Origin of the sequence: Novosphingobium rhizovicinum, assembly GCF_040813635.1 — a bacterium.
In the GTDB taxonomy this organism is placed as follows: Bacteria; Pseudomonadota; Alphaproteobacteria; order Sphingomonadales; family Sphingomonadaceae; genus Novosphingobium; species Novosphingobium rhizovicinum.
In genome coordinates, this window is record NZ_JBFNXR010000031.1 from 68,686 (window position 1) to 94,075 (window position 25,390).

Here is a 25,390-nt window from a genome sequence, read left to right on the forward strand (position 1 = left end):
GAACCGTACGCGGACATAGGCGATGGACCAAGCACTCCGTCTGCGGAGGTGCGAGCCGGCTTAGCTCAGTTGGTAGAGCACCTGATTTGTAATCAGGGGGCCACGGGTTCGAATCCTGTAGCCGGCACCACTACACATCATCGCTGCCCCCCTCTGGCTCAGTCCTCCTTGAGCGGGAAAGCCGTGCCAGCATCTCCCCCAGCTCGTCTTTCCGGAATGGCTTGGACAGCCGCAGTAAGCTGGCGTCGATCCCTTGGTCATCCGCATATCCGGACACGAGGAGCGCGGCTAACTGGGAGCGTTCTGCACGCATCACGGTGACCAGTTCCATGCCACTCATTCCGGGCATCAGGTGATCGGTTACGAGTACGTCGAACTTCTGCCCCGCCTGCACCAGTGCCAATGCCTGTTCGGCTGACGCGGCTTCGATGACCGTGTAGCCCAGGTCCTGCAGCATGGCCGCGGTGCTCATGCGGACAAGGTCTTCGTCGTCCACCAGAAGAGCTGTTGCGCCGGACGGCGGCGCTTCGCTGGCGGTGGGGCAAGACGAGGCCGGCAGGCCCACATCGCTGCAAGGCAGCCATAAGGTTACGCTCGTACCACATCCTGGTTCGCTGGCGACCGTTAATGCACCGCCGAGTTGAGAGGCGAGGCCATGGACCATGGACAGGCCCAGGCCCGTACCCTTCCCGACCCCCTTGGTGGAAAAGAAAGGCTCCACTGCGCGGCTCAGTGTTTCCTTATCCATGCCGGTGCCGGTGTCCGCCACCGACAACTGGATGTAGCGGCCGGGAGCGAGGTCGATCGGAGCCCCCTCACTGACCTGCTCTTCGCGTGCTGCGATTGTCAGTGTTCCCCCATCGGGCATGGCGTCCCTTGCATTGACGCTCAGGTTCAGAAGCGCCATTTCCAGCTGGTTGGGATCCGCCGTGGCGGGCGACAGGTCGCTGGGGAAGTCCAGCATCAAACGAACCTGCGGACCGGTCGTGCTCGTGATGAGGTCACCCATTCCACGCACCAGGTCCGCCACGTCTACCGGAACAGCTTGGAGCGGTTGGCGCCGGGCGAAGGCCAGCAGTCGCTGAACCAGCGTTTTGGCTCGCTCGGCCGACTGCATGGCCCCGGCAATCAGTCGTTGCTCTCGCTCCCCCCCCACGCCCCGCCGCTGCAGCATGTCCAGCCCGCCAACAATCGGTGTAAGCAGATTGTTGAAATCATGCGCGACACCGCCTGTCAGCTGGCCCATCGCCTCCATTTTCTGGCTCTGGCGCAGCGCCTCTTCCGCGACGCGCAAGCGGACCTGTTCCTGCACGCGGTCCGTGATGTCGTGGACGAACTGATAGGCGCCAATCATCAGCCCATCGGCATCGCGCAAGGAATTGAACTTGCTCTCGTAGAAGTGGCGCACACCGTCGCTATCAGTGAATTCATCCACGGCGGTGAACTCCTCCCCCGCCAGGGCGCGGGACCAAAGCGCACCGATCGCGCTGCGCTGTTCGGCATCCGCCTCCAGCAGCTCGAGCATGTGCTCACCGACGCGAGGACGTTTGCCAAAGTTGCGCTCGAACTCGTCCGCAGCGGACTTGTTGACGGCAAGCCAGCGATAGTCGGGCCCGACCACGTGAACGAAGGCGTCGGTGCCCTCCACCAGGTCCGCTAGAAGCTTGCGCTCGGCCAGAGCGGCCGCGTTCCTGCCTTCGAGAGCCTTGTTCAGTTGCTGGAGCTCGGCTTCCGCGACTCGGCGATCATGGATGTCGACCGAGGCGCCATACCAGCGCAGAACCTTCCCGGTTTCGGGATCGGCATAAGGCTCTCCGCGTACCAGGAACCAGCGGTACTCGCCCGCAGCAGAACGGATGCGATGCTCGACAGTGAACGTGGTCCGATTCTGGCGGGCCCGCGCGAAGGCTGCCATTGTGACCGCCTTGTCGTCCGGGTGCACGTAGTCTTCATTGATGTCCTCGGCCGTTTCCGACTGCGACTTCGCGCCGGTATAGTCGAACCAGTGGCGATTGAAGAACTGCACGCGGGCATCAGCATCCGTGATCCAGATGATCTGCGGCACCGCATCTGCCATCAGCCGGAATTCGGCTTCACTGGCGCGCAGAGCGCTTTCGATTTGCTTCTGGTCGTGGATGTCGATTGAGGTGCCGACCCATCCCTTGATGGTACCGTCCTCCTCACGAAGCGGCTCGGCTCGGACAACATACCATCGATATTGCCCGTCTCGCCGGCGATAACGAACCTCGATCTGATAAGTGACGCCCCGCTCCCGCGCATCGGCCCAGCGCCTGGCGGTCTCCTCTACGTCGTCGGGGTGCAACACGCCGATCCAGCCGCTTGGAAGAGCCTCATGCGGAGACTGCCCCGTGTATTCATACCAGCGATCGTTGAAATAATGCAGGTTACCATCCGGAGCCGCCAGCCAGACGAACGCAGGCAAGGTGTTCGTCACCTGGCGCAACGTTGCCTCGCTGTTGCGTTGCCGCTCCTCATTGTCCCGGCGAGTGTCGATATCGATGACCGATCCGGCAAAACCCAGAAATTCGCGGTCGTCTCCAAACCGGGGGGCTGCTGCGTCGATCACCCAGCGATAGGTGCCGTCCGCACGCCGCAGCCGATACTCGATCCGTAACGGCATCCGCGCGCGGTTCGCATCAAGGAAAGCCTGTTCGGCGGCGGCCTTGTCTTCCGGGTGCGTGGCATCGAGCCAGCCGAACCCCTCCGCCTCTTCATGCGACTGACCGGTGAACGTGTACCATGATCGGTTGAGGTAGGTGCAGGCCCCTGTCGCATCCGTCACCCACATCATCACGGGCGCGTGGTCGGCCATGTTACGGAACCTGGCTTCGCTCTCGCTGATCGCCCTTTCCGCAAGAATGCGAGCGGTGGTTTCAGTGCAGGCGCAGAACATACCGGCCACCTGCCCGTTTTCATCCCGTACGGGCGAGTAGGAGAACGTGAACCAGGTCTGCTCGTCAAACCCCTTGCGATGCATGAGCAGCGGCAGATCCTCACGATATGTCGCCTCACCTGCCATGGCCGCGTCGATCAACGGGGCGATATCGGGCCAGATCTCCGCCCATATGTCATAAAAGCGCCGTCCTATCGCGGAGGGATGCTTCGCGCCTAGGACCTCGGCGTATGCGTCGTTGTAAAGAAATCCGAGTTCCTTGCCCCATGCGACGAACATGGGGAATTTGGACGAGAGGATAAGGCTCACAACCAGGCGCAGCGACTGTGGCCAGCCATCTGGGTCCCCGAGCGGTGAGGTGGACCAGTCATGCTTACGCATGTGCTCAACCACTTCACCGTTGCCAGTGAATAGCCGATCAGCAGAAGTTCGCGCCAACCCTGTCACACACCGCCCCGTTCCTGCCCCTGCATCTGCTACGAAATTTTGCCTCCGGCGTCACGGACACTCTTTCGCAGAGACAATTTGCCTGTCGGGGATCGCAAGGTAACGATCATGACGACAGAACGTGCGGAACCCGACCGTACCGGACAGTGTTGCAGCACGAAAGGGGACCAAGGTGCCGCCAAAGATTGCATTCGATAACAGCTATGCCCGCCTTCCAGAGCGCTTTGCCGCCCAGGTGGCTCCGGTGGCCTTTCCGGCGCCCAAACAAATAGAGCTGAACCGCGAACTCGCCGAGTCCCTGCAACTGGACTCCGAGTGGCTGGCCAGTGCGGAGGGAGCCGAGTTCCTTGCCGGTCAAGTGATCGCCGAGGGGTCGGAGCCGATCGCGGCGGCCTACGCCGGTCACCAGTTTGGCAACTTCGTGCCGCAACTCGGCGATGGACGCGCGATCCTTCTCGGCGAGGTGCTGGACAGGAGAGGCCAGCGGTTCGACATTCAGATCAAGGGCGGCGGGCGCACACCTTTCTCGCGTATGGGCGATGGGCGGGCTGCGCTTGGGCCAGTGCTGCGCGAATACCTCGTGAGCGAGTTCATGGCGGCAGCGGGCGTCCCCACCACCCGCGCCCTTGCCGCGCTCACGACCGGCGAACCGGTCGTGCGAGAGCAGGTGCTGCCAGGCGCCGCGCTCGTGCGGGTCGCCAGCAGCCATGTGCGGGTTGGAACCTTTCAGTACTTCGCGGCCCGACAGGACACCGAAGCCCTTAAAACGCTGGCCGATCATATTCTCTGGAGGCACTATCCCGCAGCCGCTCAAGCCGATGCGCCGTACCGCGCTCTGCTCGACAGCGTCATAGCGGCACAGGCTGATCTGATCGCGCGCTGGCTCTTGATCGGCTTTATCCATGGCGTGATGAACACCGACAACATGTCGGTTGCGGGTGAGACGATCGACTATGGCCCGTGCGCGTTCATGGACACGTATGACCCGGCGACGGTCTACAGCTCGATCGATCAGTTCGGCCGCTATGCTTACGGAAATCAGCCGAACATCGGGCTTTGGAATCTCACGCGCTTCGCAGAAACGCTGCTACCCCTCCTGAACGAAAACGAGGAGCAGGCAATTGCCGATGCGCAAGAGGCCCTCGACAAGTTCCAGCCGGCGTTTCTGGAGGCATACCGCGGGGGCATGATGCGCAAGCTCGGCATCACGGCGCCACGCCAAGGGGATGCTGAGTTTGCAAACGAACTCCTGACGAGGCTGCACGAAAACCAAGTTGACTTTACGTTGTTCTTCAGGCGCCTTGGCGCCGCTATCGAGCCTGATTCGGATCAGGAGCAGGTGCGTTCGCTCTTCGTCGATCCAACGGTAGCCGATGCGCTGCTCGACAGCTGGCGCCGTCGGATCGCAGAGGATCCGCAACGAACCGAGGATCGCAAGAAGGCGATGGACGCGGTCAACCCGGCTTACATTCCGCGCAACCACCGGATCGAGGAAGTCATCAGAGCCGCCGTCGATCAGGAGGACTTCACCCCGTTTCACAAGCTCTTGGCGGTTCTGTCGCGTCCATTCGACGATCAGCCGGACGCCGCCCGCTATGGCACTCCTCCGCTGGAGCACGAACGTGTTCGAGCGACCTTTTGCGGCACCTGAATGGACAAGATCGTCAACGGAGCCAGCCTCCAGCCACTCTCCGGGGGCCCGCCAAAACAGATTGTCCTGCTCCTTCACGGCTTCGGCTCAAGCGGCACCGATCTGATCTCGTTAGCCCCACACTGGCGGCATAGCCTGCCCGATGCGCTGTTTTTGGCACCTCACGCGCCACAAAGGTGCGGATTTGGCGCTGGCTATCAGTGGTGGCCGCTGTCCGACATTTCTCCTCAATCGCTATCCGCGGGTGCTGAGCGTGCCGCGCCGGCGATCGACGCTTTCATCGATCGCAAGCTCAAGCAGTACGCCCTTACCGAGGCAGACCTGGCGATCGTCGGGTTCAGTCAGGGCACGATGATGGCGCTCCACATCGGGCTGCGCCGTCGGCGGCAGGTCGCTGCGATCGTCGGCTACTCCGGGATGCTGACCAGCGTCGTCGATCTACGCCACGAGGAGGCCGCTCGCCCGCCTGTATTGCTCGTTCATGGCTCAGAGGACGAGGTGGTGCCGGTTGCCGCCCTTCATGATGCCGAGAGCCGGTTGAAGCGGCTGGGGATCACTGTTTCCACCCATGTCTCGCATGGCATTGGCCACAGCGTCGATCCTGTGGGGCTGCGCCTGGGCCGTGACTTCATTTGCAACGCCTTCGGCATCGCTGCCTGAACCGGTTGGCGCAAGGAAACGACGGGGCACCGAAACGCCGGGACGGCGAAAGGCCCGATGGGAACCTAGGCCGGTCTGAGCCGCTTCTTGGGGAGAACGTGGAGATTGTCATGATCGGAAAAATTGTCGGCGCTCTCATTGGCGCAAAAGCCGCGAAACGCCCCGGCGGCGTGGGCGAACAAGGGGGTGCTCTGCTCGGTGTAGCAGCGGCAGCCGTCACGCGCCGCTTCGGCCTTCCTGGCATCGCAGCTGCCGCTTTAGGCGGGTACGCACTGAAGCGGTATAATCGGAAGCGCGAGGCTGGACGGCGCCCTCGCGCTTAGCGGAGTGCCGTAATCAAGCTGGCCTGAACGAAGAAAACGCCCAAAAAGATCGGGATAACAAATCATGACGGACAAGACCCAAAGCGACCTTTCCCAGGAGGCTCTCTCGGCCAGAAAGGCCAAGGAAGAGAAGGAATACCTGGAACGGCAGACCGATACGGCTCTACAAGGCGGCGTGCCCGGTCCCAACCCGGATGCGCCTGTCGACGGCGCACTGAACGCTGAGGGACACCGGCCTGTCGTCGAACGCACCCGGAAAGCCCGATAAGCGACGCACGGGCACTAAGCCCGCTTGCCGCCCCCATCGAGCCCGGTCTTACTCGGGTTCGATGGGCCTATGTTCAAAGCGCGCTATTGCGTGGCGGACGACCTTCTCCAACGCCTCTTCCGAGAAGAAGCCTCCCGGAATGAGGCAGTCCTCAATCAAGACGCGCCGGAATGCATCAAACGTCTCCGCATCCGGGGGAATGGGATCCTTCCAGAAGGCGTCGATGCCGCCCTGATAGGTGATATCCGGCATGTCGTAGATCGCCTGCCCCAGCGCAACCACCGGCACGCCCATCGCCAGCCCCAGAGTTCCGCTGGTGCTGTTGATCGTAATCATCCCGCGCGCTTTCTGCGCCACCGGCACGATATCGCCAGCCGGAAGATAATTCACCCGGTCGGCAACTTCGAAGAGACTGGCCATGTCTGCAGTCACCTGCCGCCAGTCGCGAACGCCGTTATCGAGCGGATGCTCCTTCACGACGAGACGCGCCTCTGCCGGAGCATGCTTCGCAAAGGACTCCACCACTAGCCTGAGCGCATCCGCGATACCCGCAAACGGTGAATGCAAACGGATCTGAGCGTCCGAATCAAGCTGAAGCGGAAACAGGAAGTAGGGCTCAGTGGAAGCGGCGAGTTTCGCCATTAACTGTCCGGCGCGCGCCTCCCTCGCCTTGCGGCGCCGCAACTTGCGGAACCAACCCACCCCTTCCACAACCGGGTGCCAAGGCCGATGATTGCTCCAGTGCGAATAGTACCAGCGGGTCAGGACATCCGCTGCGTTGTAAAGCAGGCCTTCCGTCGCACGCCTTCGGAATGATGACGGCACCTGGGCATGCGGCATGATCGGTGGCAGTGCGGCCGCTCTCTCGCGAAACCAGGCCGGGTCGCGGCAAAGTGACGAATGCCCGTTTACGCCACCCAGTTCGAGCGTGACCCAGTCGGGCCGAATATAGCCCTCCTCGAACACGTGCACACGAATGCCCAGTTCGCGGCAGACGCGCGTTGCCAGCATATGGTGATCGCGGCAGTCACCGAACAGCATCACATCGGTGATCCCACGATCGCGTATGATCTGCTCCAGCGCTTCAGGCCAGTCCTCAAGCGAACCACGATAATCCAGGCCGTTCGGCAAGCGCCAAAAAAACCGGTCGCCGCCGTTGAAATTGACTTTGTAGACTGTGTGCCCCGCATCCATCAGTCCGCGGCCGAGCCGGCGGAACAAGGGACCCATCAGGCCCTGCAGCAGGAGGATGTTGCGCTTGCCCAACATCAGGGGCTCGCTCTCCACGCTGCGATCTTCCGTCGCAGCGGCTACAAACTCAGGCATCGGCGGGGATGTGCTCCGTGGTAGCATACGCAAAGACGCAGGGCGCGGCCGAGGCTATTTGCCGATCGCCAGAAATGCCGGGCATCCATCTGCGCGTTAATCCACCCACGCCCCGGCTGCAAGTCTGCTACAATCAGATGACACAGACGCAAGATGACACGCAACGCAGCGACCGCTATGAGACACTGCCCAGCTGCGGGTGGTTGAAGAAAAGATACTCACTCCAGCGTGGCCTCACAACCTAGCAAGGCAGTGACTTCGCAGGCATGATATTCGCGGTTTTGCTCGTTGGTGCCGTTCTTCTTGACTGTGTGGTGCGCCCACGGGCGGACGGTGTCTTGGCGCCGCTGGGCCGCAGCATGGCAGGCACCTGGCTCACCGTCCTGATGATTTCGGCAGCCTTTGGCGCATTCATGGCGCTCAGCGGCAATCCCTTCGTCTCGGCCGGGCTGAGCCTGGCTCTGCTGGCACTGCTCGTCCTGGTCTCCAACGCCAAGAACGCGATGCTGGGCGAGCCGCTCCTCTTCTCCGATCTCGCTCTGTTTGGCTCGATTTTTCGCCACCCGAAGTTCTATCTTTCGGCCATCACTCTTCCCCAGAGGATGGCTGTCGCGGCGGGAGCACTTGTTCTTCTTGGCTGCCTTGCCTGGCTCTTCGTCCCCACTTTGCACGCGCACCTGCAGGGCTTCGGGTTGCTGCTGGTCAGCCTGGCTGGCCTGTGGACGACCGTCCGTTCTCCGCCATTTCGCCGCCTTGTCACCGTCCCCCAGGCACATGCGGACATCCACCGGCACGGTCTGCTGCCTACACTGCTGCTCTACTGGCTACGGTGGAGAGAGAGCGTGGATCCCGCGCCTTGTGCCGCGCGATCAGCTTCACCGCCTCAGAAGGGCGCACCCGAACTGATCGTTGCCATCCAGTGCGAGTCTTTCGCCGACCCCGTGGACCTTTTCGGCGACGCAGAGTTTGCCTTGCCCGGACTGACATACGCGCGCGAAAACGCGTGGCAGCACGGGAGACTAGAGGTCAGTGGTTTTGGCGCCTACACAATGCGCACAGAGTACGCGGTGCTGTTCGGGCGCAGCGAGGATGAACTCGGATTCCGCCGTTACGATCCCTTCCTGACTGCACTGGGTGAGACCTCATACGCGCTGCCGAATCGGCTGAAGCCACAGGGCTGGCGCAGCGTGTTCGTGCACCCTCACGATATGCGTTTTTACAGCCGGGACCGGATCATGCCTGCAAGCGGATTTACGGACCTGATCGGGGAAGAGCACTTTGCCGCACCGACCGCTGAAGAAGGACAGTACGTCACCGACGCTGCGGTAAGCGAACAGGTCCTCTCGCTGGCGAAACACGCACAGTCGCCAAGCATGATCTACGCCGTCACCATTGAGAACCACGGGCCCTGGGCTCCGGATAGCCCCAATGCCGGTACTTTGATCGAGAGTTATTTGCGCCTGGCACGACACAGCGACACCATGCTGTCGGACCTGATTAAGCAGCTCTCGGCCATGAAGCGGCCAGCTCTGCTCGTCTTCTTTGGAGACCATCGGCCCAGCATCCCAGGCTGGGCTGCGCCGGGAGGGGACCGTCACACGCCGTACGTGATCCTGCGCCTGAACGAGGCTGGTCAGATCGTGCGCGGTCCGAATCGGCGCGCGGACCTCACGCCGGCTGCACTACACCACACCATTCTCGCCATGGCCCCGAGCAATGCAGCCACTGAACCGCACGACCAGAAGATCAGCGTGACGGTGGACTGAGACCTAACAACACCCTCTCGCGCAAGGCCCTCGGCAGCAGTCGATCAAAGAGCCGCAGGATTTTGAAGGGCCACGGCAGCACCACGTGAGCCTGGCGCCTTTCGGCGGCCCGAGCGATGGCTTCGGCGACCTTCTGCGGGGACCTCAGGAGCGGCTTGGGTCCGGGCACCCGGCGCCCAGCGGCCGTATCGATGAACCCTGGCGAAACCAGGGTGACAGCTACCCCGTGCTCCCGCACGCCTAGCCTGAGAGCCTCTGCGAAGCGCGCGAGACCAGCCTTGCTGCCCGAGTAGGCGGCCGCGAAAGGCAGCGCATGGAAGGCCGCAGCCGATCCTATCAGAACAATACGGCCCTGCCCCCGCTCCGCCATGCGGGCCGCCAGAGCGGCTGCCAATGCGGTTGGCGCAACATAGTTCACGACGCCCAGACGGGCGACCAGATCCGCTCCTTCGACTTTGTCTGCTGGCGGGCGGATGTCCCCCAAGCCGGAGACAAAAAGCGCCAGGTCCACTGAGTGCGCGTTATCCTCGGCGTTGAGAGAATCAACAGCGCCAGCCACATCGCTCAGGTCGAGGGAGCGAACATCCACCAGCGCGCCTGCGGCCCTGCATGCTTGGGCGACGTCTGTCAGGCGAGGTACATCGCGGCCCCAAAGCGAGAGGCTGACGCCCGGGCGGGCATAGAACCGTGCGAGCGCGCTTCCGAGTCCACCGGACGCGCCAGTGATCAGAATGCGTTGAGGTACCTCCCGATCCTTCATGTGCCCGATCATTGCAGCAAACGTCACCTTTCGTCCACTCGACCGCATCCGAAGACAATTGCCTTGACAGCCGAGCAGCCCTCCTGTTCGAAAACGAGCAATGTCAGCACCCCATGGAAGCCCGCAACGCGTCAGGTTGTTCGCGAATGAACGACTGGAACGGCTTACGCTGATCTCGCCACGCACGTTCATCCTCGCCTGGGCCATACTGCTCCCTTTCATAGCGTGGACCGGCTGGGGCGCCGTCTCAGCCCTGGAAGGTCTTGGCCTGGTATTCGCCGGGCTGCTGGTATGGACTGTGTTCGAGTATGCACTCCACCGCTTCGTCTTCCATCTCGAAGCCAAGACGCCGGTCCTGAAGTGGCTCGTGTTCGTGATCCACGGCAATCATCATGACAGCCCCAACGATCCGCTTCGAGGCATCATGCCGCTCCCTGCCAGTTTACCGATCGCTGGAGCGGTCTGGGCAGCCTTCGCTCTGCTGCTCGGACGGACCGGGACATGGCTCTTCCTGGGATTCATGATCGGTTACGTGATTTATGATCTCGTGCACTTCGCCTGCCATCAATGGCCCATGCGCGGCAAAGTTGGCGCCGCTCTGAAGCGCCACCACCTACGCCATCATTACGCGAACACAGATGGCAATTACGCGATCTCAGCGGTCTTTCTGGATGTATTATTCAGAAGCAAGATTCGGTCGTCCAGGCGGTAGCTCCCTTGGCGCCCGCTTATGAGACAGGCCCGCTTCGGCGCCCATCTCTCGATTGCTTGAAAGGAGTGCAGCCTTGAACTGGCAGAAGACCGTGAACTCGCGCGGCCGGAAGATCCCGTTTGTAGGTAAATCTCTTTTTCAGATCGGAAAGGAGCTCCGTCCGAAGATCGATCAGGTCATCATGCGAAATTCGCTGCTTCCTGATCAGGCGATACAGGACAAGGCATTCTTCCCCTGGATCGCGAAGCTTGAGAAACTGTGGGAACCCATCCGCGACGAAGCCGTGCGGATACGCGCGGAGAACATACCTTCTCTAGGGGACATTTCCTTTGATCACGGCCGGATCGCCGCCGATCGCCGCTGGCGGTCCTTCTTCCTCAAGGGATACGGTTATCGGCTAAAGAACAATGCGGCCCGTGCCCCGGTCACTGCAGCTGCAATCGAAAACATCCCGGGCCTGGTCACGGCGACGTTCTCGGTTCTGGAAGCTGGCGGCCATATCCCCCGCCACTGGGGGATGACCAAGGGCATGCTCACGTATCATCTGGCGTTGAAGGCACCCCGCGAACGAGAGCGCTGCCGCATTCACATCGAGGAAGGCGAACAACTGCACGTCATCGCCTGGGAAGAGGGGCAGTCCTTCATCTTCGATGACATGTTCAATCACGAAGTCTGGAACGAAACCGACGAGGACAGGTATGTCCTGCTTATCCAGGTCAAGCGTCCCTGCCGGTGGGTAGGAACGCTGATCCAGAACACCTTTCTTCTCGCCGTGCGTCACTCACGCTTTGTGAAGGACATCACACACGCCATCGAGCGGGCTGGGCTCAAGCAGGCATCTCGACCGGCCTGACGCCTTGCCGCACCTAAACGTCGAACTGCGGGAAACTAAAGAGATCAGCCTAGCGCGAAGCCAGTGTCTTGCCTTGTAAGGCGGCAATCGCCTCGACAACAATCCGCGTATGCTCCTCCCAAGTGGGTGCATGCCAATCCGGGATCCGCCGCATTTGCGCGCAGTGCCGTTCGCCACGCGATGCATGGTCAAGGATCATTGCCTGCCATCCCGGACCGTCCAGGGGATCAAGGTAGTCGGGAGTAGCGCCGCCCACTTCGCGCAGCGCCGGAATATCGCTGCAGATCACCGGCGTGCCGACGGAAAGCGCCTCCGCCACCGGCATTCCGTATCCTTCCGCGAAAGAGGGCATCACCAACGCTCTCGCATGGCGCAGCAGACCTGCCATCCGAGCGTCCGAACACCCGTTCAATTCCTCGACATGCCCTTTCAGCGCCGGGCAGCGCTCCAGCATATCGATGACCTGCTCATTCTCCCACCCGCGCCGTCCGATTACCACCAGCCGAGGCACGCGTTCGGCAGGCAAATTCTGCGCCATGTGCCGCCACAGATGCAGGAGCAGAAGATGGTTCTTGCGAGGCTCGATAGTGCCAAGGCAGACGAAGTAAGGGCGCTCGTCCGCCACAAGCGGTACTGTCGCGCCAGCCAGTGCCTCGGTCCCCAGCAGTGCGACATGTACGTCGATCTGCCTCCCGCTCGCCGCGATCCAAGGCTGCAGAGAGCGTCCGGTCGCGGCAGAATTGACGATCACCGCGTCTGCCAGTTCGGTGATGGTCGCAATCCGTTTCCGGTGCTGTGCATCGCCTGAAACGCGAGCGTACTCGGGGAATTCGATCGGGATGAGGTCGTGGACCATGCAAAGGAAGTGTGCTTGTTCCTGCTTCAGGATCCTGCGCACCTTCTGCGTCTGAATTAGGTGATGGGGCGACGATTGTACGTACACTGCCCCGCTGCCTCTGGGCTTTTCGCTTCTGGGCCGCAGTGCCGCCATCCACGGCAGGATGGAAGGGAGCGATCGCTGTCTTGGATGGTCATCCTCTCTGGACCAGCGCCGTTCCAGCTCATCGAGGTAGGCAAGCGCAGCTGCGCGTGGAAGCTGGCCATAGAGGCCGGTCGGATGCACGGCGGCAAAGGTCAGGTCTCCACCGTAGTGGCTAAGAAGCCCTCTGGCATAAGCCATCTCCACACGGTCTACGCCAGATGGTGTGGAATAGCGCACGCGCGAAATCAAACGCGAGATGTCGAGGATTACTTCGTTCATGGCCAGCCTTCTAACGCAGCAGCGCCATCAGCCGGCCTTGCCAGCGGCGAAGCGGCCCCAGCCAACCAAGACGATTGGGAGCCTGATGGGCAGCCATACGGCTTACAAGCACCTCGGGGGGGCACGGCAACCCGGTTACGGGATCAAGGTAGCGCGGATACAAGATCAAGACTCCGGTGACCAGTTCATCGACCGTCAGCTGACGTCCGCGCCGCTCAGGGACTGAGCCAAGATCGCGGGTCAGCCCCCACCCCGCATAAAAAGGAGTGCCATGGCACGCCACCTCCCTGCCCCGGAGCAAAGCTTCAAAGCCAGTCAGCGAGGTGAGCACGTGGACCGCATCCACCGTATCGAGCAGAGACGCCATGCTCGGCTCTCGAACAATCCTGTCGGCGAACGCAAATGCATCGGCATCGGCCACCGCACCCTTGCGATGCCCGGCGTCGACGTCGGGATGAGGACGAAACCAGATTTCAGCATCCGGCTCCAGCCTCCTCACGCGCCGCAAAAGTTCGAGGTTCGAATGCAGGCCGCCGCCGCCTGCCAGAACGGACATGTCGTCCTCGACCTGAGCGGGCACCAGCACCAGCTTACGGCCGGGCTGCCGATCAGGAACCGGTGCAGCGCTACCGGCAGCGTATTTGCTGATGCCGGCCTTGATGATCGTGCTGCGCAGTGCGCTCGCACGCTCGATCATCCTCGGCGTGAACTCGGTTTCGGCCAGGATCCGCTCAAGGTCGCTTGCGCCCTTGGGGTCAAAATGAATGCCGGAGTGATCCACGACGACCGAAGAAGGCGGAACCAGGTTGCTTCCCAGCCCGGTCGAGCGGACGAAGCCATCCTCCACCCGGACGAGCGGCACTTCCCGCCGATGCGCGTTCTCGATCAGTGCAGACGAAACTCTGGACGGCCAGATCGCCATGGCACCGCCAGCCCGCCTTGCCAGCTGTAGCGCCCTTCGGGGCCGCGAGGAGATCTGCAGGCGCTGGTGAGGAGACCAGAGGAGGCGGCGGATCTCTGCACGTTTCCACCAGGCCATGCCGCTTGCCGCCGCTATGGCCCGGTTAGACTCAAGAATGCGACGCCAATCACTCAACAGATCGATTGCGGCCTCGATCGACACCTCCGCTCCGGTGAAGGGATCGCGATACGCCACGCTGTTCAAAACCTGTGTCACTCGACATGCCAGCGCCGCCCGATCATCGGAGGCCGTGCCGTAGCGCCCGGAGCTCAGCACGCGCACAGACAGGCCTGCTATATGCCCTAGCGCTGTCCATTCATCCTCCCCGTGAGAGATCAGACGTTCAGCGCCAGCAAGAGCGGACCATGGATCAACGTCGCAGCACCATGGCGCACCTTCCTGCGTCACCATCCGCGCGGCGTCATCACTATCACGTGTGGCGCCGGGCAGGACCCATAGAGAGTTGGCACGCTCGCCCGCACTAAGCTCTTCCAGAAGGCTTTGAACTTCGGCAGCATCGCGCGGGCGCAGCACCAGGACGCGCGCTCGTCGTGGATCCAGAGGTTTCGCCCAGAACTCACCTCCGACCCGGGCGCTGCGCAGCCGCTCAAAAAGCTTCCCGCAATCTGACGATTCCATTCCGCTCGGGGCGAACCGGAACGAAACGGAGGCGTCCGCCCACGGGAACGGCGGCGCACGCAAGAGCGGCAGTGCATTCAAGGGCGACGGCCCCATACCGGCACCTGCAGGCCCCCGTCCGCACGACGAGCCACTACCCCATAACTTCCCGTCGCCAGCTTCAAGCCTCCGAGCGCCCGCGCCTTCGCTGAAAGGCGTTCATTCGCCAGCAGGGCATAACGTGCAGCACCATTGCTGGTGACGATCAATACCGGACCTCCAGCAGGCTCGCTTCCAAACAGAGCGCGCCAAGCCGAGCAACGCGCCTCCGCGTCGACAGTCCAGCCTGGCGGTGGCTCTCCCCGCTCGTCCCAGGCGGCAAGGGCTTCGCGGCCGATCCGAGCCACGACGGATGGCTCAGGCTGGTTCTCGTCAGGTCCATGATCCACTTCGCGCAGCCACTCACAGGATTCGAGCGCTGGCGCATTCTCCTGATGCTGCAGGATCCGGCCTGCCGTGTCGGTGGTCCGCAGAAGCGGCGACACGAGCGCGCGGGCAAACCTCCAACCCAGCTCTGCAAAGTGGGCTCCCAATGCTTCCGCCTGAGCAGTTCCGCTCTCCGTCAGCGGCAAATCGGTTCGCCAGCCAATGCGACGCGGAGCCTCGCCCGCGTCGAACGTGTTGCCGTGGCGGACGATCACGAACTCGGCAGTACCCATCCCTACGCCCCGGGGAAAGGATCACCCAACCGGGCAATCGCATCTTCGGCCTGGGCGATATCGGCGGGAGTATCGATGCCGGAGAGGGCGTGCTGGGGCGGAGGAACCTCTATGGTCGTGACCGTCCACCCGCTTTCGAGGAAGCGCAATTGCTCCAGCCCTTCGAGCTGCTCGTATGGCGTAGGCTCAGTGGCTGCAAACCATTCAAGAGCCGCCATCCGGTAGCCGTAGAGGCCCAGATGCTGCCAAACAGGCGAAGCGGGATCCTCCCGCAGTTTCGCCTCATCGCGCATGGCAGGCAGGATACTCTTGGAGAACCAGAGCGCCCGACCATCAGTCCCTCTAACACATGTCGTGCCACTGAACGGCGCTGCAAGTTTGTGAGCGCGCAGTCTGTCGAGCCGGCTCCAGTCGAGTCGATATACCGGGGTCGCGACATCAGCGTCGTTATCACGCAGCGCGGCAATCAGGCCCGCCACAAGTGCAGCCGGAATGAACGGTGCATCGCCTTGCAGGTTAATGACCCTTTGAGGCAGTGAGGGCCGGGTCAACGCCGCCGCATGCGCCCGAGCCGAGCCGGAGTTCAGGCTCTCGGCCGTCATCACGACTTCGACTCCGAGATTGCGGGCGTACTCTGCGATGCGTGTGTCATCGGTTGCCACCACTACATCACATGCGCCTGCTTGTTCAGCCGCAGCGTGCGCCACTTCAGTGACCCGCTCCAGAAGCGTTCGACCAGCGATCTTCAGCAGCGGCTTTCCGGGCAGACGCGTTGAACCAAACCGCGCCGGTATGACGATCAAATCTGCTGTCATGCTGGTTGCCGGATATGTCAGCGGAACCGGCTCAGGCTACGCCCCGCCTGATGATATCGTGCATGTGAACAATGCCCACGAGCTTGCCCTCTTCGACGACGAACAACACCGAGACGGCGTTTTCGTTCATGATGTGCAAAGCCTCGGAGGCGAGCGTCTCTGCCGTAACGGTCACGGGGCTGACGGACATGTGCAGCCCGATGTTATCGGACAAATCGAAGACCGCGATGCAGCGGCGCAGATCTCCATCGGTGAAAGCACCCACCAGGATCTCGTTTTCGTCCACCACGGCCGTGCAACCATAACGTTTGCGGCTCATCTCGATGGTGGCGCTCGTAAGGGAAGCGTCACGCCCCACCCGCGGCACGGCATCGCCAGTGCCCATGATCTCGCCAACAGTGGAGAGGCGCGCTCCGAGATTGCCGCGCGGATGGAAGGTGTGGAAATCGGAAGCAGTGAAGCCGCGTGCTTGAATGAGCGCAACCGCAAGCGCATCTCCGAGCACAAGCTGGATCGTCGTCGTGGACGTCGGGGCGAGTTCGTATGGGCAGGCCTCGCGGACCGAGGGCATAGTCAGGCAGATGTCCGCTGCGCGGCCAGCGGTACTATCGGCATGGGAAGTCGCTACGATCAGCATCACGCCGCGACTGCGACAGTAGCTGAAGATGTCATTGAGTTCGCTCGTCTCGCCGGACCATGTGATAGCGAGAACGACGTCCGAAGGAGTGATAACTCCCAGATCACCATGACTCGCTTCACCCGGGTGAAGGTACAAAGCTGCAGTGCCCGTGGAACGCATGGTAGCGGCAATTTTGCCGGCGATATGGCCGCTCTTGCCCATTCCGGTGACAATCACACGACCCGGTGTCGTCGCAATGGCCTGAATGGCCCGGTCGATCTGTGCGCCTAGGTCCGGTGACTGCATCGCGAGGCGCAGAGCCTCGAGCGCCTGAAGTTCAACATCCAGCGTATTCAGCACCGAATCGGAGTACCGCGATTGGAAGACTTCAGATTTCATATCGCCCTGAATGTGATTTCTGTTTTACTTACCGGGACGCTTCCAGCGGAGATTTCAGCTTACCCATAAAGGCTTGCCAGTCACTCCCTTCCTCGTCAAGGAAGCGGCCCTGTACCTCCGAAGGCGCGTATTGTTCAACTTGCATTTGTCAATTGAGCCAGATCGCACCTCCGGAGCGACATCCGGAGGACGAATTGATGATCTTGTGCGGACGTGAAACGGGCGCAACCACTCCGCTGTTCCTTATCGCCGGGCCGTGCGTCATCGAAACCGAGGATCTGACCCTTTCGATCGCCGACCGTCTTGCGCGTACAGCTCAAAAGCTCGGCCTGTTCACTCTCTTCAAGGCTTCTTTCGACAAGGCAAACCGCAGTTCGCACCGATCGTTCCGCGGCCCTGGAATGGACGAGGGCCTTCGCATCCTTGAGAAGGTTCGGGAGCGGACGGGGCTGCCTGTCCTGACAGATGTGCACGAGGCGTCGCAGGTGCCCGCGGTTGCCCAAGCCGTGGATGTACTACAAACACCCGCGTTCCTGGCCCGGCAGACCGACTTCATCGCGGCGGTCGCCGCTTCGGGCAAGCCGGTGAACATCAAGAAAGCCCAGTTCATGGCTCCTGCCGACATGGCACAGGTCATTGCCAAGGCACGGCACGCAGCCAGCGCGGCAGGACACGATCCTGATGCCTTCCTCTTGTGCGACCGGGGCACCTCGTTCGGTTACAACAATCTCGTCTCCGACATGCGGGGCCTTGCCATCATGGCCGAGACCGGCTGTCCTGTTGTTTTCGACGCTACTCATTCCGTGCAGTTACCAGGCGGGTTGGGTGAGAGTTCCGGCGGGCAGCGCGAGTTTGTGCCAGTGCTCGCGCGCGCAGCCGTCGGCGCGGGAGTGGCGGGCCTGTTCATGGAAACACACCCGGCCCCCGAGAAGGCGTTGTCTGACGGAGCGAACGCCTGGCCCCTGGATCAGATGGAGCCACTCCTGGTTCAACTGCAAGCCATTGACGCAGCAGTTAAGTCCACTTAGCTGAATCCGCTTTCGCCGGAATGTCTGTTATCAGGCAACAGGCTGACCTGCCGGATACCCTTACCGCTAAGGCAAAGTGAGCCATGATTGTGCACGCCCGGTTCAAAAGCGCAATGCTTGCCCCGGTGCACACTCTGCAACTTGCAACGTCCGCCAAGAGCTTTCTCGACAACCCGCTTATCGGGTCGCAGCGGCTGAACCGGCGCGGCCTGCACCTGGCTCGCGTGAAGCTGGCAGCCGCTCTGTGCCGGTGGCGGCGCAAGCGGCTGGCACGCCGCGTTCCCGCCGAGTGGCGCGAAGCCTTCGACAGGGACGGATTTGTCGTCATTCGGGATGTTGTGGCGCCCGAAGAGTTCGCACTCCTGCGTACGGCGATCCTGTCTTACCAGGGTGAGGCCAGAGAGATGCGGCAGGGCGACGCCGTTACCCGCAGGCTCGCAATAGATCCCGAGATGCTCGCGCAGATTCCTTCGTTGAGGAAGCTGCTGGAGCGCGAGGATCTGACCGCGTTATTCCACTATGTAGCGAGCTTTCGGACGACCCCGCTACATTATATACAGACGATCGTCAGCCATGACGGTCAGGATGATCGGGACCCGCAGGAAACCCTTCATGCGGATAGCTTCCATTCATCGCTCAAGGCCTGGCTGTTCCTCAATCCCGTCGCGGCGAGCGAGGGGCCGTTCACCTACGTGCGTGGGTCGCATCGCCTGACTCCGGAACGCCTCGCCTGGGAACACCGGCGCAGCCTCGCGGATCCACGGGCCATCGACCGGCTATCGGCTCGCGGGTCGCCACGCGTATCTCCAGCCGATCTCACCGCCATGAAGCTCTCCGGGCCTGAGGCATTGGCAGTACCGGGCAACACCCTCGTCGTCGCGGACACACTCGGCTTTCATGCCCGAGGTGCTTCCGAGACGGCGGGAGAGCGCGTGGAGATCTGGTCCTACGCGCGCCGCAATCCCTTCCTGCCTTGGCTGGGAGGAGATCTGCTGAGCCTGCCGGGCGTGGCCGAACGTCGGATCGGCTGGCTGTGGTCGTTTCGCGATCGTTTTGAAAGGCAACTCGGCCAACCTTGGCGCCGTGTCGGGATTCGGGGCCCGATGGATCACACAACACGCTGCGCGACACCGGACGAAGAGCCTCCCAGCCTGCCGTTGTAGCTGGCTTAACGACAGGCACGCATACCGCCCGCCAGCTGTATGGCCTGCTATTGCGAGTGACTTGCAGGGCTGGCAACAACGGGGTATCAGGGTGCGAGTTTGACCCGCCGGGGGATCAATCCGCATGCCTGCCGATCTTGCCCCTCTCACCGCCGCTTTCGCTGCCTGGGGTCTTACGGTGCGCCGCGAATCATCCTGGGCACGGTAAGGAAGCGCGATGACACCGACGGCGAGACGCTGGACACGCATTGCTTTTGCAGGGCCGATGGCGGTGATTGTTGCCATGGTGACGATGGCGGGGATGGCACTTTGGCTCCCCGGAGGCGCGGCCGGTGTCGACAATCTGGTCTTGCCGCTTGTTCTCGTGCCGCTGATCTGGGCGGCGTTGTTCTTTCACGCCTGCCTTGATCGTAACCTGAAGCGGGTCATCGCGGTCGCGCTCGGGCTGCTTCTTGTGCATGGCGGGCTGGTAACGCAGAAGTTCATGGACGCCAGACCGGCATCCCAGGAGGACCATCGATGATCGCGCTTCCGAAGGAAGAGACCAAGCTCATGGTCGCCGTCCACGGGTGGTCGGGCATTATCCTCGGGCTGCTGCTCTATGCCGTGGTGCTGACCGGCACGGCTGCGGTTTTCGCTGAGGAGATTGGCGTCTGGTCCGCCGGGCATGTCACCAGTGAGTCCGCTTTCGAGCGGCCAATCGCTGGCCCCATTCAGGAACTGGGAGCACAAACCCCTGAAGAATACCGCGAGGCGGTGGACCTGTTCGAGACTGGCGATCACGACCTTGGCATGTTCTTCCATCGCCATGAAATGGAAGACGGGATGCCCGTCAGCCGGGGCTGGTTCTATCTGGTCGGTGCGGACGGAACTCTGAAGGAGCGCAGCTTCGGCACGAGCGAAGACGTCTTCGGCGCGCGCAACGACAATGCTTTCAGCACCTTTCTGGTCGAAACGCACGTCCGGCTGCACGTACCCGATCCCTACGGCCTGATCCTGACCGGGGTATTGGGCCTCGCCATGCTCGTGGCCGCCATCTCGGGGCTTCTGATACATCGGCACCTGTTCAAAGACATTTTCACGCTACGGCGCGGTGCCAAGCCGGTTTTGCTGAACCGCGACCGTCACAGCGTGGCCGGCACATGGAGCCTTCCCTTCGCCTTCGTCCTGGCTTTCACCGGCAGCTTCTTCTCCTTCTTCGGCACGATCGGCGTACCTATCGTGGCCATGGCAGCTTTCGGCGGAGATGTTGAGGCGCTGAACGAAGCCGTCTTCGGCAGTCCGGGGACGCCCGACGCCCGACCGGCGCCGACGGCGGGGCTCGACCGCATCACCGCCGATGCGATCGATCGGGCCGGCGCCATACCGACGTTCGCCACAATCGAGAACTTCGGTCGCGCCGATGCGAAGGTGACAACCTATCATCCGCCTGCCAGCGGCGACATCGCGCCCGTCAGCCTCGTCTACAACGGAGCAGATGGTACGTTTGAGAACCAGAAACCGCTCATCGGCCCCCGTCCCTCCACCGGAGGAACACTGGCTGCGGTGATGTCGCCCTTGCACTTCGGCAACTTTGCCGGGATCGTCTCAAAGGCAATCTGGTTCGGCCTGGGTTTTGCGATGTGCTACGTTACTTATACCGGACTGCGGCTTTGGCTGGTGCGGCGTGAAGCGGGCTCCCGTTCGCTGGACTGGCTCGACCGCTCGCTTGTGATTGTCGGGCTGGGCCTGCCGCTGGCGCTCCTCGGATCGGGCATCGCTTTCCTGCTGACCATGCCTCTTGGAACCGCGACGTTCTGGACACCTGCTGGTTTTCTCATAGCCTCTGCCATGGTGATCGCTGCCGGCGCCTTCTGGCGCTCAGCGGCATCATTTGCGCAGGTGCTGGTGGCGATGACCGGGGTCGTCATGGTCGCACTGCCGCCCCTGCGCCTGATGAATGGAGGCCCCGGCTGGACCACTGCACTGGCGGCAGGTCAGTGGGTGATCGTCGCTGTGGATCTTGCGCTTGTGGTGTCCGGCGCTGCCCTGCTTTGGCGCCTGCGCCTGCCTGCCAGAGCGGATGCAGGCGTTGCCCCCATCCTGCAGGCGGCTGAGTAATGGGACTTCCACTTTACATCGCGCTGGCCGCATCCACCCTGCTGATCGCGCTGTTGTGCCTGCGCGACCCGAAGCGTCGACGCGCCATGGGCGCATCGCCACCCAGCACGGGAGCGGGACCACGACTGCCTCTTGCAATCGGGGCCTTGTTGCCTGGGCTGTTCCTGATCCTTCTCGGCGACGCCGCAGCCTTCCTGTCATGGCTCGGCGGCTGTTCAGTCGCCGGATGGCTTCTCACCACGGCGCTTTCTTCAGCCAGGTCAGGGAGCAAGGAAGGGATCTAAGGGGCGATCCGCAGCCTTTCCGCTGCGTCAGGGACCTATGTCACGCGCCTGAAGGTTTATGCGCTTGCGAGCGCCGGCTTCGAAACCGAGCTTGGCTGCAATGGCATCGTTCCATCCATAAGGATCGAGCAAGTAAACAGGCTTGCCGTCACTCACGACAACATCTTGGTAGATCAACCGCACGGGAATGGGTTCAGGAAGCCGGACAAAGGTTTCCTTGTCTTTTGCCCGGGCACTTTGCCAGGAACCGGTAATCTGAACGTCACTGGCGAGCATGCGCGCGAAGCCCCACGCGTCCTCCACCCGCACGCAGCCATGGCTGAAATACCGCCGCTCCTCGGAGAACAGTCGAGGGGCGTTCGTATCATGCAAGTAGATCGCATGCTGGTTGTCCATATCGAACTTGACCAGCCCCAAGGCGTTGTCCGGCCCCGACTGCTGCACAATCCAGCCTCCTTCGCGCACCATGTTGTTGCGCCGCAGATAGGCCGACGAGACATCGGACAGTTCGTTTCGCTCGATCGACTTCGGAACCGTCCAGGTGGGGTTGGCGACAAGGCGGTAAAGCTGCGACTGCAACTGCGGCGTAGGATTGCCAGGCTCACCGACAACAACCTTGCGGCGATCGACCAAGGTCCCGTCTTTATAGTAGGCCAACTCGGCGGCGGCGATGTTCACGTCAATACGGTTTCCAGGAGGGCTGCGTTCAAGCCAGCGCTGACGCTCCAGTGCGACAGCAAGCGCGCGGGAGCGAGCTGCCGGGCCGAAATTCAGCGCCTGCAGAGTGCTGGGGCCCACCACTCCATCGACTGTAAGGCCAAAGCTCGCCTGCAGCCGCTCGACGGCACTGGCGACCTCTTGGGTGTAGACGTCTTTGCTCTTGCCACCTTCGGACTGCAGGAAGCCGAGTTCCCGAAGACGCCCTACGATGGCCGCGACATGTGGGCCGCTGTCGCCTTTCTCGGCTATCCCGTCGAGCGCAATCGGCGACATGGAGCGGCCTTCCGAAGAGCCTCTTGCATCCACATAGGTCTTGGACAGTACGCGATAGCTTTGGCTCTGTGGCGCAAGTCCGCCAAGCCACTCGCGTAGCCTGCCGTCGTTGAGCGCAGTATTGAGACCGGCCACGAGATCGTCTTCCGGACGCGGCAATGTGTAGACGTCATAGAGATTGGTCGGATCGACCGCCCCCCGCGACAAGGCTATAGCGTAACGCAGTGCAGCCTTGGTCAGCGCCACGTCGCGCGCGGCATCTTCTTGCGGCATGTCCGCGGGAAGGAAGCGCAATCGATCCAGACCATGGCCCGCCCGCTCACCGAGTATTTCACGCAGGCTCTCGGCCGCCTCGGGAGACCAAGCGGCCTTCCAGGCTCGAGCTTCATAGAACGGGCGGACTCCTGCATCCGAGGCAGAACGCATGGCCTGCTCGGGCACGGGAGCGACTGCCTGCGTTCCCTCTTGACCGGAAACCTCAGCGCCGTTGCTCGGTGCTCCGCAAGCGGCGACACCTGCAAGAAGTATACTGCTGAATTTGAGAATAATCGGACGTTTTTCCATGTTCAATGAACACCGTCGGATTGCGATTGTTCCTATTACACTCAAACCCCAAGCTTACTGTGCACCGATCAATATAAATCTCGGCACACTCAAATCTTCTCAGACTTTTACTTCAATATGTATGCAGCATTGCGCCCCTGCCCATGACTTATGGAGCAGGGGCGCAGAAAGCCGGTATAAACCGCGTCAGCTGCGCGCTGTCACATCAGACGCTGTCACATCAGACTAGGTGCAGATGGGCGGTATCGACGTGATGCTCATACATGTTCAGGTGTGAAACCATCGTTCCCGCGTCATCTTCGGGCAGAAGCTTGATCGTCTGGACCTGCGTCGTGCTGGCGTCGATGCCCGCCACGGAGATGCTCTCCACCGTGCCCAGCGTCCCCGCAGTTGCCGTGCTTGCAACGTGGGGAGCCGCTGCCGCAGTAAACGCAAAGCTGCCTTCGTCCGTCGCCAAGGCCGTTGCGGCAGAGCTCTGCACGGGCTCAGCGATGAGAGGCAAACCGCCCAGCATCATCTTTTCCGTACCCAGCAACGCGTTCTGCGCGCTGAACTGAGAAGTCACCTCGACGCCATCGAGCACCTTGATGATCTCATATCCGGTAAGCTTGAGGCTGCCGTCATATTGCTCGACCCGCTTGCTCCCATCGGCCTGCACCAGCAGTTTCTTCTGAGAGAGCAAGTTCCAGGAGCTGTCCCAGGCACGGGTGGTGGTGACGTCGCCACCGACCGTGACGCGCTCGGCTCCTATGAACTGCCACGAAGCATTATAGTGCTTCAGCATGGTGGAGCCATTACCCTCATTCACCAGAACATCCATGCGCGAGGGTTTCCAGGCCGCGTCGAAGTACTGGGTCTTGGTTTCAGCCCCGTTAACCGTAACCCGCTCTGCTCCGACAAAGGCCCACTTGCCGTCAAAATGGTTGGTCTGCACCGAACCGTCGACGTTTGTGATTATCTTGTCTGCCGAGGTCAGCACAAAGTGCTCATCGAAGTGCTGGACCACCTTTTCCTTACCGACGACCGTGACGTCGGAACCCAGCAGATTGCCGGCCAGGTCGTGCGTGGTGACAACCGTCTTCTCGGCGCTCGGCCACTCCGTCGTTACGGTTCCGATGACATGCCCGTTGCTGTTAAGCAGATCCTCAACCAGCGAAGGGGCTGGTTCCGCGGGGCCATAACCGGCGCATCGGCGACCACGTCTACGGTGGTTCCAGTTCCGTCCACGAGGAAGGATTTGGTCCCGCCGTCCACGCGCGTCTCGACGTTAAGCTGTAGATCGTTGATCGTCAGCGATCCGGTACCTGAGCCCACTTCGGCCCCGAGCTCCACCGAGCGAAGATACTCGGTGTCCGACACGATGCCCAGATCCTTGAGCTTTGCGATCACATCCGCGACGTCGACCGTGCCCTGGGTCCAGTCCTTGTCAGCGACGAGCGCGGTGTACGTCCCCTTGTGGTAGATCGTCGCCTTGAAATCACCATTGGTGTAAGTGCCGACCGGGTCGCCATAGGCACCAAAGCCGCCTTCGTGGATCCAGATCATGATCTCGTTCGTAACGACACTCTCCCCGGTCCCGGTGGCCGAGTTCGCCAGCCAGATGTCGAACGCCACGTTGAAGCCGCCCAGGTTCCCCGAGTAGCTGAGGTCGAAGTCGGCGGTCAGGCTCTTGAGGTCTGCCACCTGGACCGGGAACACCCGCGCAGTGTCGCTCGGGTTGCTCGCCGCGTTGTACGGACTTACGCCGAAGATCACCTCGGGATAGGCCAGCACGCGGGTGTTTGTTGTGGTGAGCGGATAGGACCAGTTGAAGGTGGTGCCGCCTGTCATGTCCGCAGTGTTGAACTGGCTGGTGAGCGTGTAATCCTTGCCCGCCGTCATGTCGGTCGAGCCCCAGGTGTTGTTCAGCACGAACCAACCGTTCGCGTTCCAGGCCTGGGCAGCCTTGTCCATGGTCTTGTTGACCGGAACCTCCGCGGCCACCGGATCCAGGAAGTTGAAGTCCGCTGCAGTGAGCGCGGAAAGCGAGACATCCCAAAGAGTGAGAATCTCGGTCGAGTTCAACTTGATCCGCGTATCGCTGCCGATCTGCGACGCCCCCGAGAGAACCTGCTGGAAGTTCGTGAACCCATAGCCCGTCAACTTGACGGCATCCCATTTTTTCAGACCCAACGCTTTGAAGTCTG

General features: G+C 61.9%; 23 protein-coding genes and 1 tRNA gene. 13 read left to right on the top strand and 11 right to left on the bottom strand.

The annotated features are described in order from the left end of the window. The first annotated feature begins 54 nt into the window (after positions 1 to 54). Positions 55 to 130, top strand: a tRNA-Thr gene (locus tag ABUH87_RS09085). Here ABUH87_RS09085 and ABUH87_RS09090 read toward each other — a convergent pair. Beyond that, the gene (locus tag ABUH87_RS09090; protein WP_367772708.1) at positions 131 to 3,295 is read right to left on the bottom strand and encodes a PAS domain S-box protein; all 3,165 of its coding nucleotides are present in this window, start codon (positions 3,293 to 3,295) and stop codon (positions 131 to 133) included. It abuts the tRNA gene before it with no gap. A gap of 238 nt (positions 3,296 to 3,533) precedes the next feature. Here ABUH87_RS09090 and ABUH87_RS09095 point away from each other — a divergent pair, with 238 nt between their 5' ends. From ABUH87_RS09095 to ABUH87_RS09110, 4 genes are all read left to right on the top strand, one after another. Then, positions 3,534 to 5,012 carry a protein adenylyltransferase SelO gene (locus ABUH87_RS09095; RefSeq protein WP_367772710.1) on the top strand — a complete coding sequence of 493 codons (1,479 nt, stop codon included), beginning with the start codon at positions 3,534 to 3,536 and terminating at the stop codon, positions 5,010 to 5,012. Beyond that, positions 5,013 to 5,672: an alpha/beta hydrolase gene (locus tag ABUH87_RS09100; protein WP_367772712.1), complete on the top strand. Its 660-nt coding sequence runs from the start codon at positions 5,013 to 5,015 to the stop codon at positions 5,670 to 5,672. It abuts the gene before it with no gap. 110 nt (positions 5,673 to 5,782) lie between these two features. Next, complete coding sequence (locus tag ABUH87_RS09105; protein WP_367772714.1) at positions 5,783 to 5,995, top strand: hypothetical protein; 213 nt, start codon at positions 5,783 to 5,785, stop codon at positions 5,993 to 5,995. A gap of 64 nt (positions 5,996 to 6,059) precedes the next feature. After that, positions 6,060 to 6,263 carry a hypothetical protein gene (locus ABUH87_RS09110; RefSeq protein ID WP_367772716.1) on the top strand — a complete coding sequence of 68 codons (204 nt, stop codon included), beginning with the start codon at positions 6,060 to 6,062 and terminating at the stop codon, positions 6,261 to 6,263. A gap of 48 nt (positions 6,264 to 6,311) precedes the next feature. On the opposite strand, the gene ABUH87_RS09115 is transcribed toward ABUH87_RS09110, so the two are convergent. Continuing rightward, on the bottom strand, positions 6,312 to 7,589 hold the full coding sequence (locus tag ABUH87_RS09115; RefSeq protein WP_367772718.1) for a capsule biosynthesis protein: 1,278 nt from the start codon (positions 7,587 to 7,589) through the stop codon (positions 6,312 to 6,314). Positions 7,590 to 7,948: 359 nt separating this feature from the next. Here ABUH87_RS09115 and ABUH87_RS09120 point away from each other — a divergent pair, with 359 nt between their 5' ends. After that, positions 7,949 to 9,355 carry an LTA synthase family protein gene (locus ABUH87_RS09120; RefSeq protein WP_367772720.1) on the top strand — a complete coding sequence of 469 codons (1,407 nt, stop codon included), beginning with the start codon at positions 7,949 to 7,951 and terminating at the stop codon, positions 9,353 to 9,355. On the opposite strand, the gene ABUH87_RS09125 is transcribed toward ABUH87_RS09120, so the two are convergent. Next, positions 9,336 to 10,142 (bottom strand): SDR family NAD(P)-dependent oxidoreductase, encoded by an 807-nt coding sequence (locus ABUH87_RS09125; protein ID WP_367772722.1) that lies wholly within the window; start codon positions 10,140 to 10,142, stop codon positions 9,336 to 9,338. The two genes, ABUH87_RS09120 and ABUH87_RS09125, sit on opposite strands and share 20 nt — an antisense overlap. A gap of 73 nt (positions 10,143 to 10,215) precedes the next feature. Here ABUH87_RS09125 and ABUH87_RS09130 point away from each other — a divergent pair, with 73 nt between their 5' ends. Further along, on the top strand, positions 10,216 to 10,827 hold the full coding sequence (locus tag ABUH87_RS09130; protein ID WP_367772724.1) for a sterol desaturase family protein: 612 nt from the start codon (positions 10,216 to 10,218) through the stop codon (positions 10,825 to 10,827). 73 nt (positions 10,828 to 10,900) lie between these two features. After that, a complete protein-coding gene (locus tag ABUH87_RS09135) occupies positions 10,901 to 11,680 on the top strand; it encodes an aspartyl/asparaginyl beta-hydroxylase domain-containing protein (RefSeq protein ID WP_367772726.1) in 780 nt (259 codons plus the stop codon). A 49-nt stretch (positions 11,681 to 11,729) separates the two neighbouring features. On the opposite strand, the gene ABUH87_RS09140 is transcribed toward ABUH87_RS09135, so the two are convergent. The 5 genes from ABUH87_RS09140 to ABUH87_RS09160 all read right to left on the bottom strand — a co-directional run bounded on the left by ABUH87_RS09140 (position 11,730) and on the right by ABUH87_RS09160 (position 17,072). After that, complete coding sequence (locus ABUH87_RS09140) at positions 11,730 to 12,941, bottom strand: glycosyltransferase family 4 protein (protein WP_367772728.1); 1,212 nt, start codon at positions 12,939 to 12,941, stop codon at positions 11,730 to 11,732. Between the two features lie 10 nt (positions 12,942 to 12,951). Next, positions 12,952 to 14,436, bottom strand: a complete 1,485-nt coding sequence (locus tag ABUH87_RS09145; protein WP_367772730.1) for a capsular polysaccharide export protein, LipB/KpsS family — start codon at positions 14,434 to 14,436, stop codon at positions 12,952 to 12,954. Positions 14,437 to 14,618: 182 nt separating this feature from the next. Beyond that, complete coding sequence (locus ABUH87_RS09150) at positions 14,619 to 15,239, bottom strand: histidine phosphatase family protein (protein WP_367772732.1); 621 nt, start codon at positions 15,237 to 15,239, stop codon at positions 14,619 to 14,621. A 2-nt stretch (positions 15,240 to 15,241) separates the two neighbouring features. Then, a complete protein-coding gene (locus ABUH87_RS09155) occupies positions 15,242 to 16,054 on the bottom strand; it encodes a 3-deoxy-manno-octulosonate cytidylyltransferase (protein WP_367772734.1) in 813 nt (270 codons plus the stop codon). A gap of 31 nt (positions 16,055 to 16,085) precedes the next feature. Beyond that, a complete protein-coding gene (locus ABUH87_RS09160; protein WP_367772736.1) occupies positions 16,086 to 17,072 on the bottom strand; it encodes a KpsF/GutQ family sugar-phosphate isomerase in 987 nt (328 codons plus the stop codon). Between the two features lie 197 nt (positions 17,073 to 17,269). Here ABUH87_RS09160 and kdsA point away from each other — a divergent pair, with 197 nt between their 5' ends. The 5 genes from kdsA (at position 17,270) to ABUH87_RS09185 (ending at position 21,647) form a co-directional block, all read left to right on the top strand. Then, complete coding sequence (gene kdsA / locus ABUH87_RS09165) at positions 17,270 to 18,100, top strand: 3-deoxy-8-phosphooctulonate synthase (protein WP_367772738.1); 831 nt, start codon at positions 17,270 to 17,272, stop codon at positions 18,098 to 18,100. Between the two features lie 83 nt (positions 18,101 to 18,183). Then, the gene (locus tag ABUH87_RS09170; protein ID WP_367772740.1) at positions 18,184 to 19,263 is read left to right on the top strand and encodes a phytanoyl-CoA dioxygenase family protein; all 1,080 of its coding nucleotides are present in this window, start codon (positions 18,184 to 18,186) and stop codon (positions 19,261 to 19,263) included. A gap of 217 nt (positions 19,264 to 19,480) precedes the next feature. Then, on the top strand, positions 19,481 to 19,786 hold the full coding sequence (locus ABUH87_RS09175; protein WP_367772742.1) for a hypothetical protein: 306 nt from the start codon (positions 19,481 to 19,483) through the stop codon (positions 19,784 to 19,786). Continuing rightward, positions 19,783 to 21,363, top strand: coding sequence for a PepSY-associated TM helix domain-containing protein (locus tag ABUH87_RS09180; RefSeq protein ID WP_367772744.1), 1,581 nt, complete (start codon positions 19,783 to 19,785; stop codon positions 21,361 to 21,363). Before ABUH87_RS09175 ends, ABUH87_RS09180 begins: the two co-directional genes overlap by 4 nt. Continuing rightward, positions 21,363 to 21,647: a hypothetical protein gene (locus ABUH87_RS09185; protein WP_367772746.1), complete on the top strand. Its 285-nt coding sequence runs from the start codon at positions 21,363 to 21,365 to the stop codon at positions 21,645 to 21,647. Before ABUH87_RS09180 ends, ABUH87_RS09185 begins: the two co-directional genes overlap by 1 nt. Before the next feature lie 27 nt (positions 21,648 to 21,674). On the opposite strand, the gene ABUH87_RS09190 is transcribed toward ABUH87_RS09185, so the two are convergent. From ABUH87_RS09190 to ABUH87_RS09200, 3 genes are all read right to left on the bottom strand, one after another. Continuing rightward, positions 21,675 to 23,066 (bottom strand): L,D-transpeptidase family protein, encoded by a 1,392-nt coding sequence (locus ABUH87_RS09190; RefSeq protein WP_367772748.1) that lies wholly within the window; start codon positions 23,064 to 23,066, stop codon positions 21,675 to 21,677. A gap of 358 nt (positions 23,067 to 23,424) precedes the next feature. Further along, positions 23,425 to 24,210, bottom strand: coding sequence for a hypothetical protein (locus ABUH87_RS09195; protein ID WP_367772750.1), 786 nt, complete (start codon positions 24,208 to 24,210; stop codon positions 23,425 to 23,427). 98 nt (positions 24,211 to 24,308) lie between these two features. Next, entirely contained in the window at positions 24,309 to 25,346 is a 1,038-nt protein-coding gene (locus ABUH87_RS09200) for a GH12 family glycosyl hydrolase domain-containing protein (RefSeq protein ID WP_367772752.1), read from the bottom strand. Positions 25,347 to 25,390: the final 44 nt, after the last annotated feature.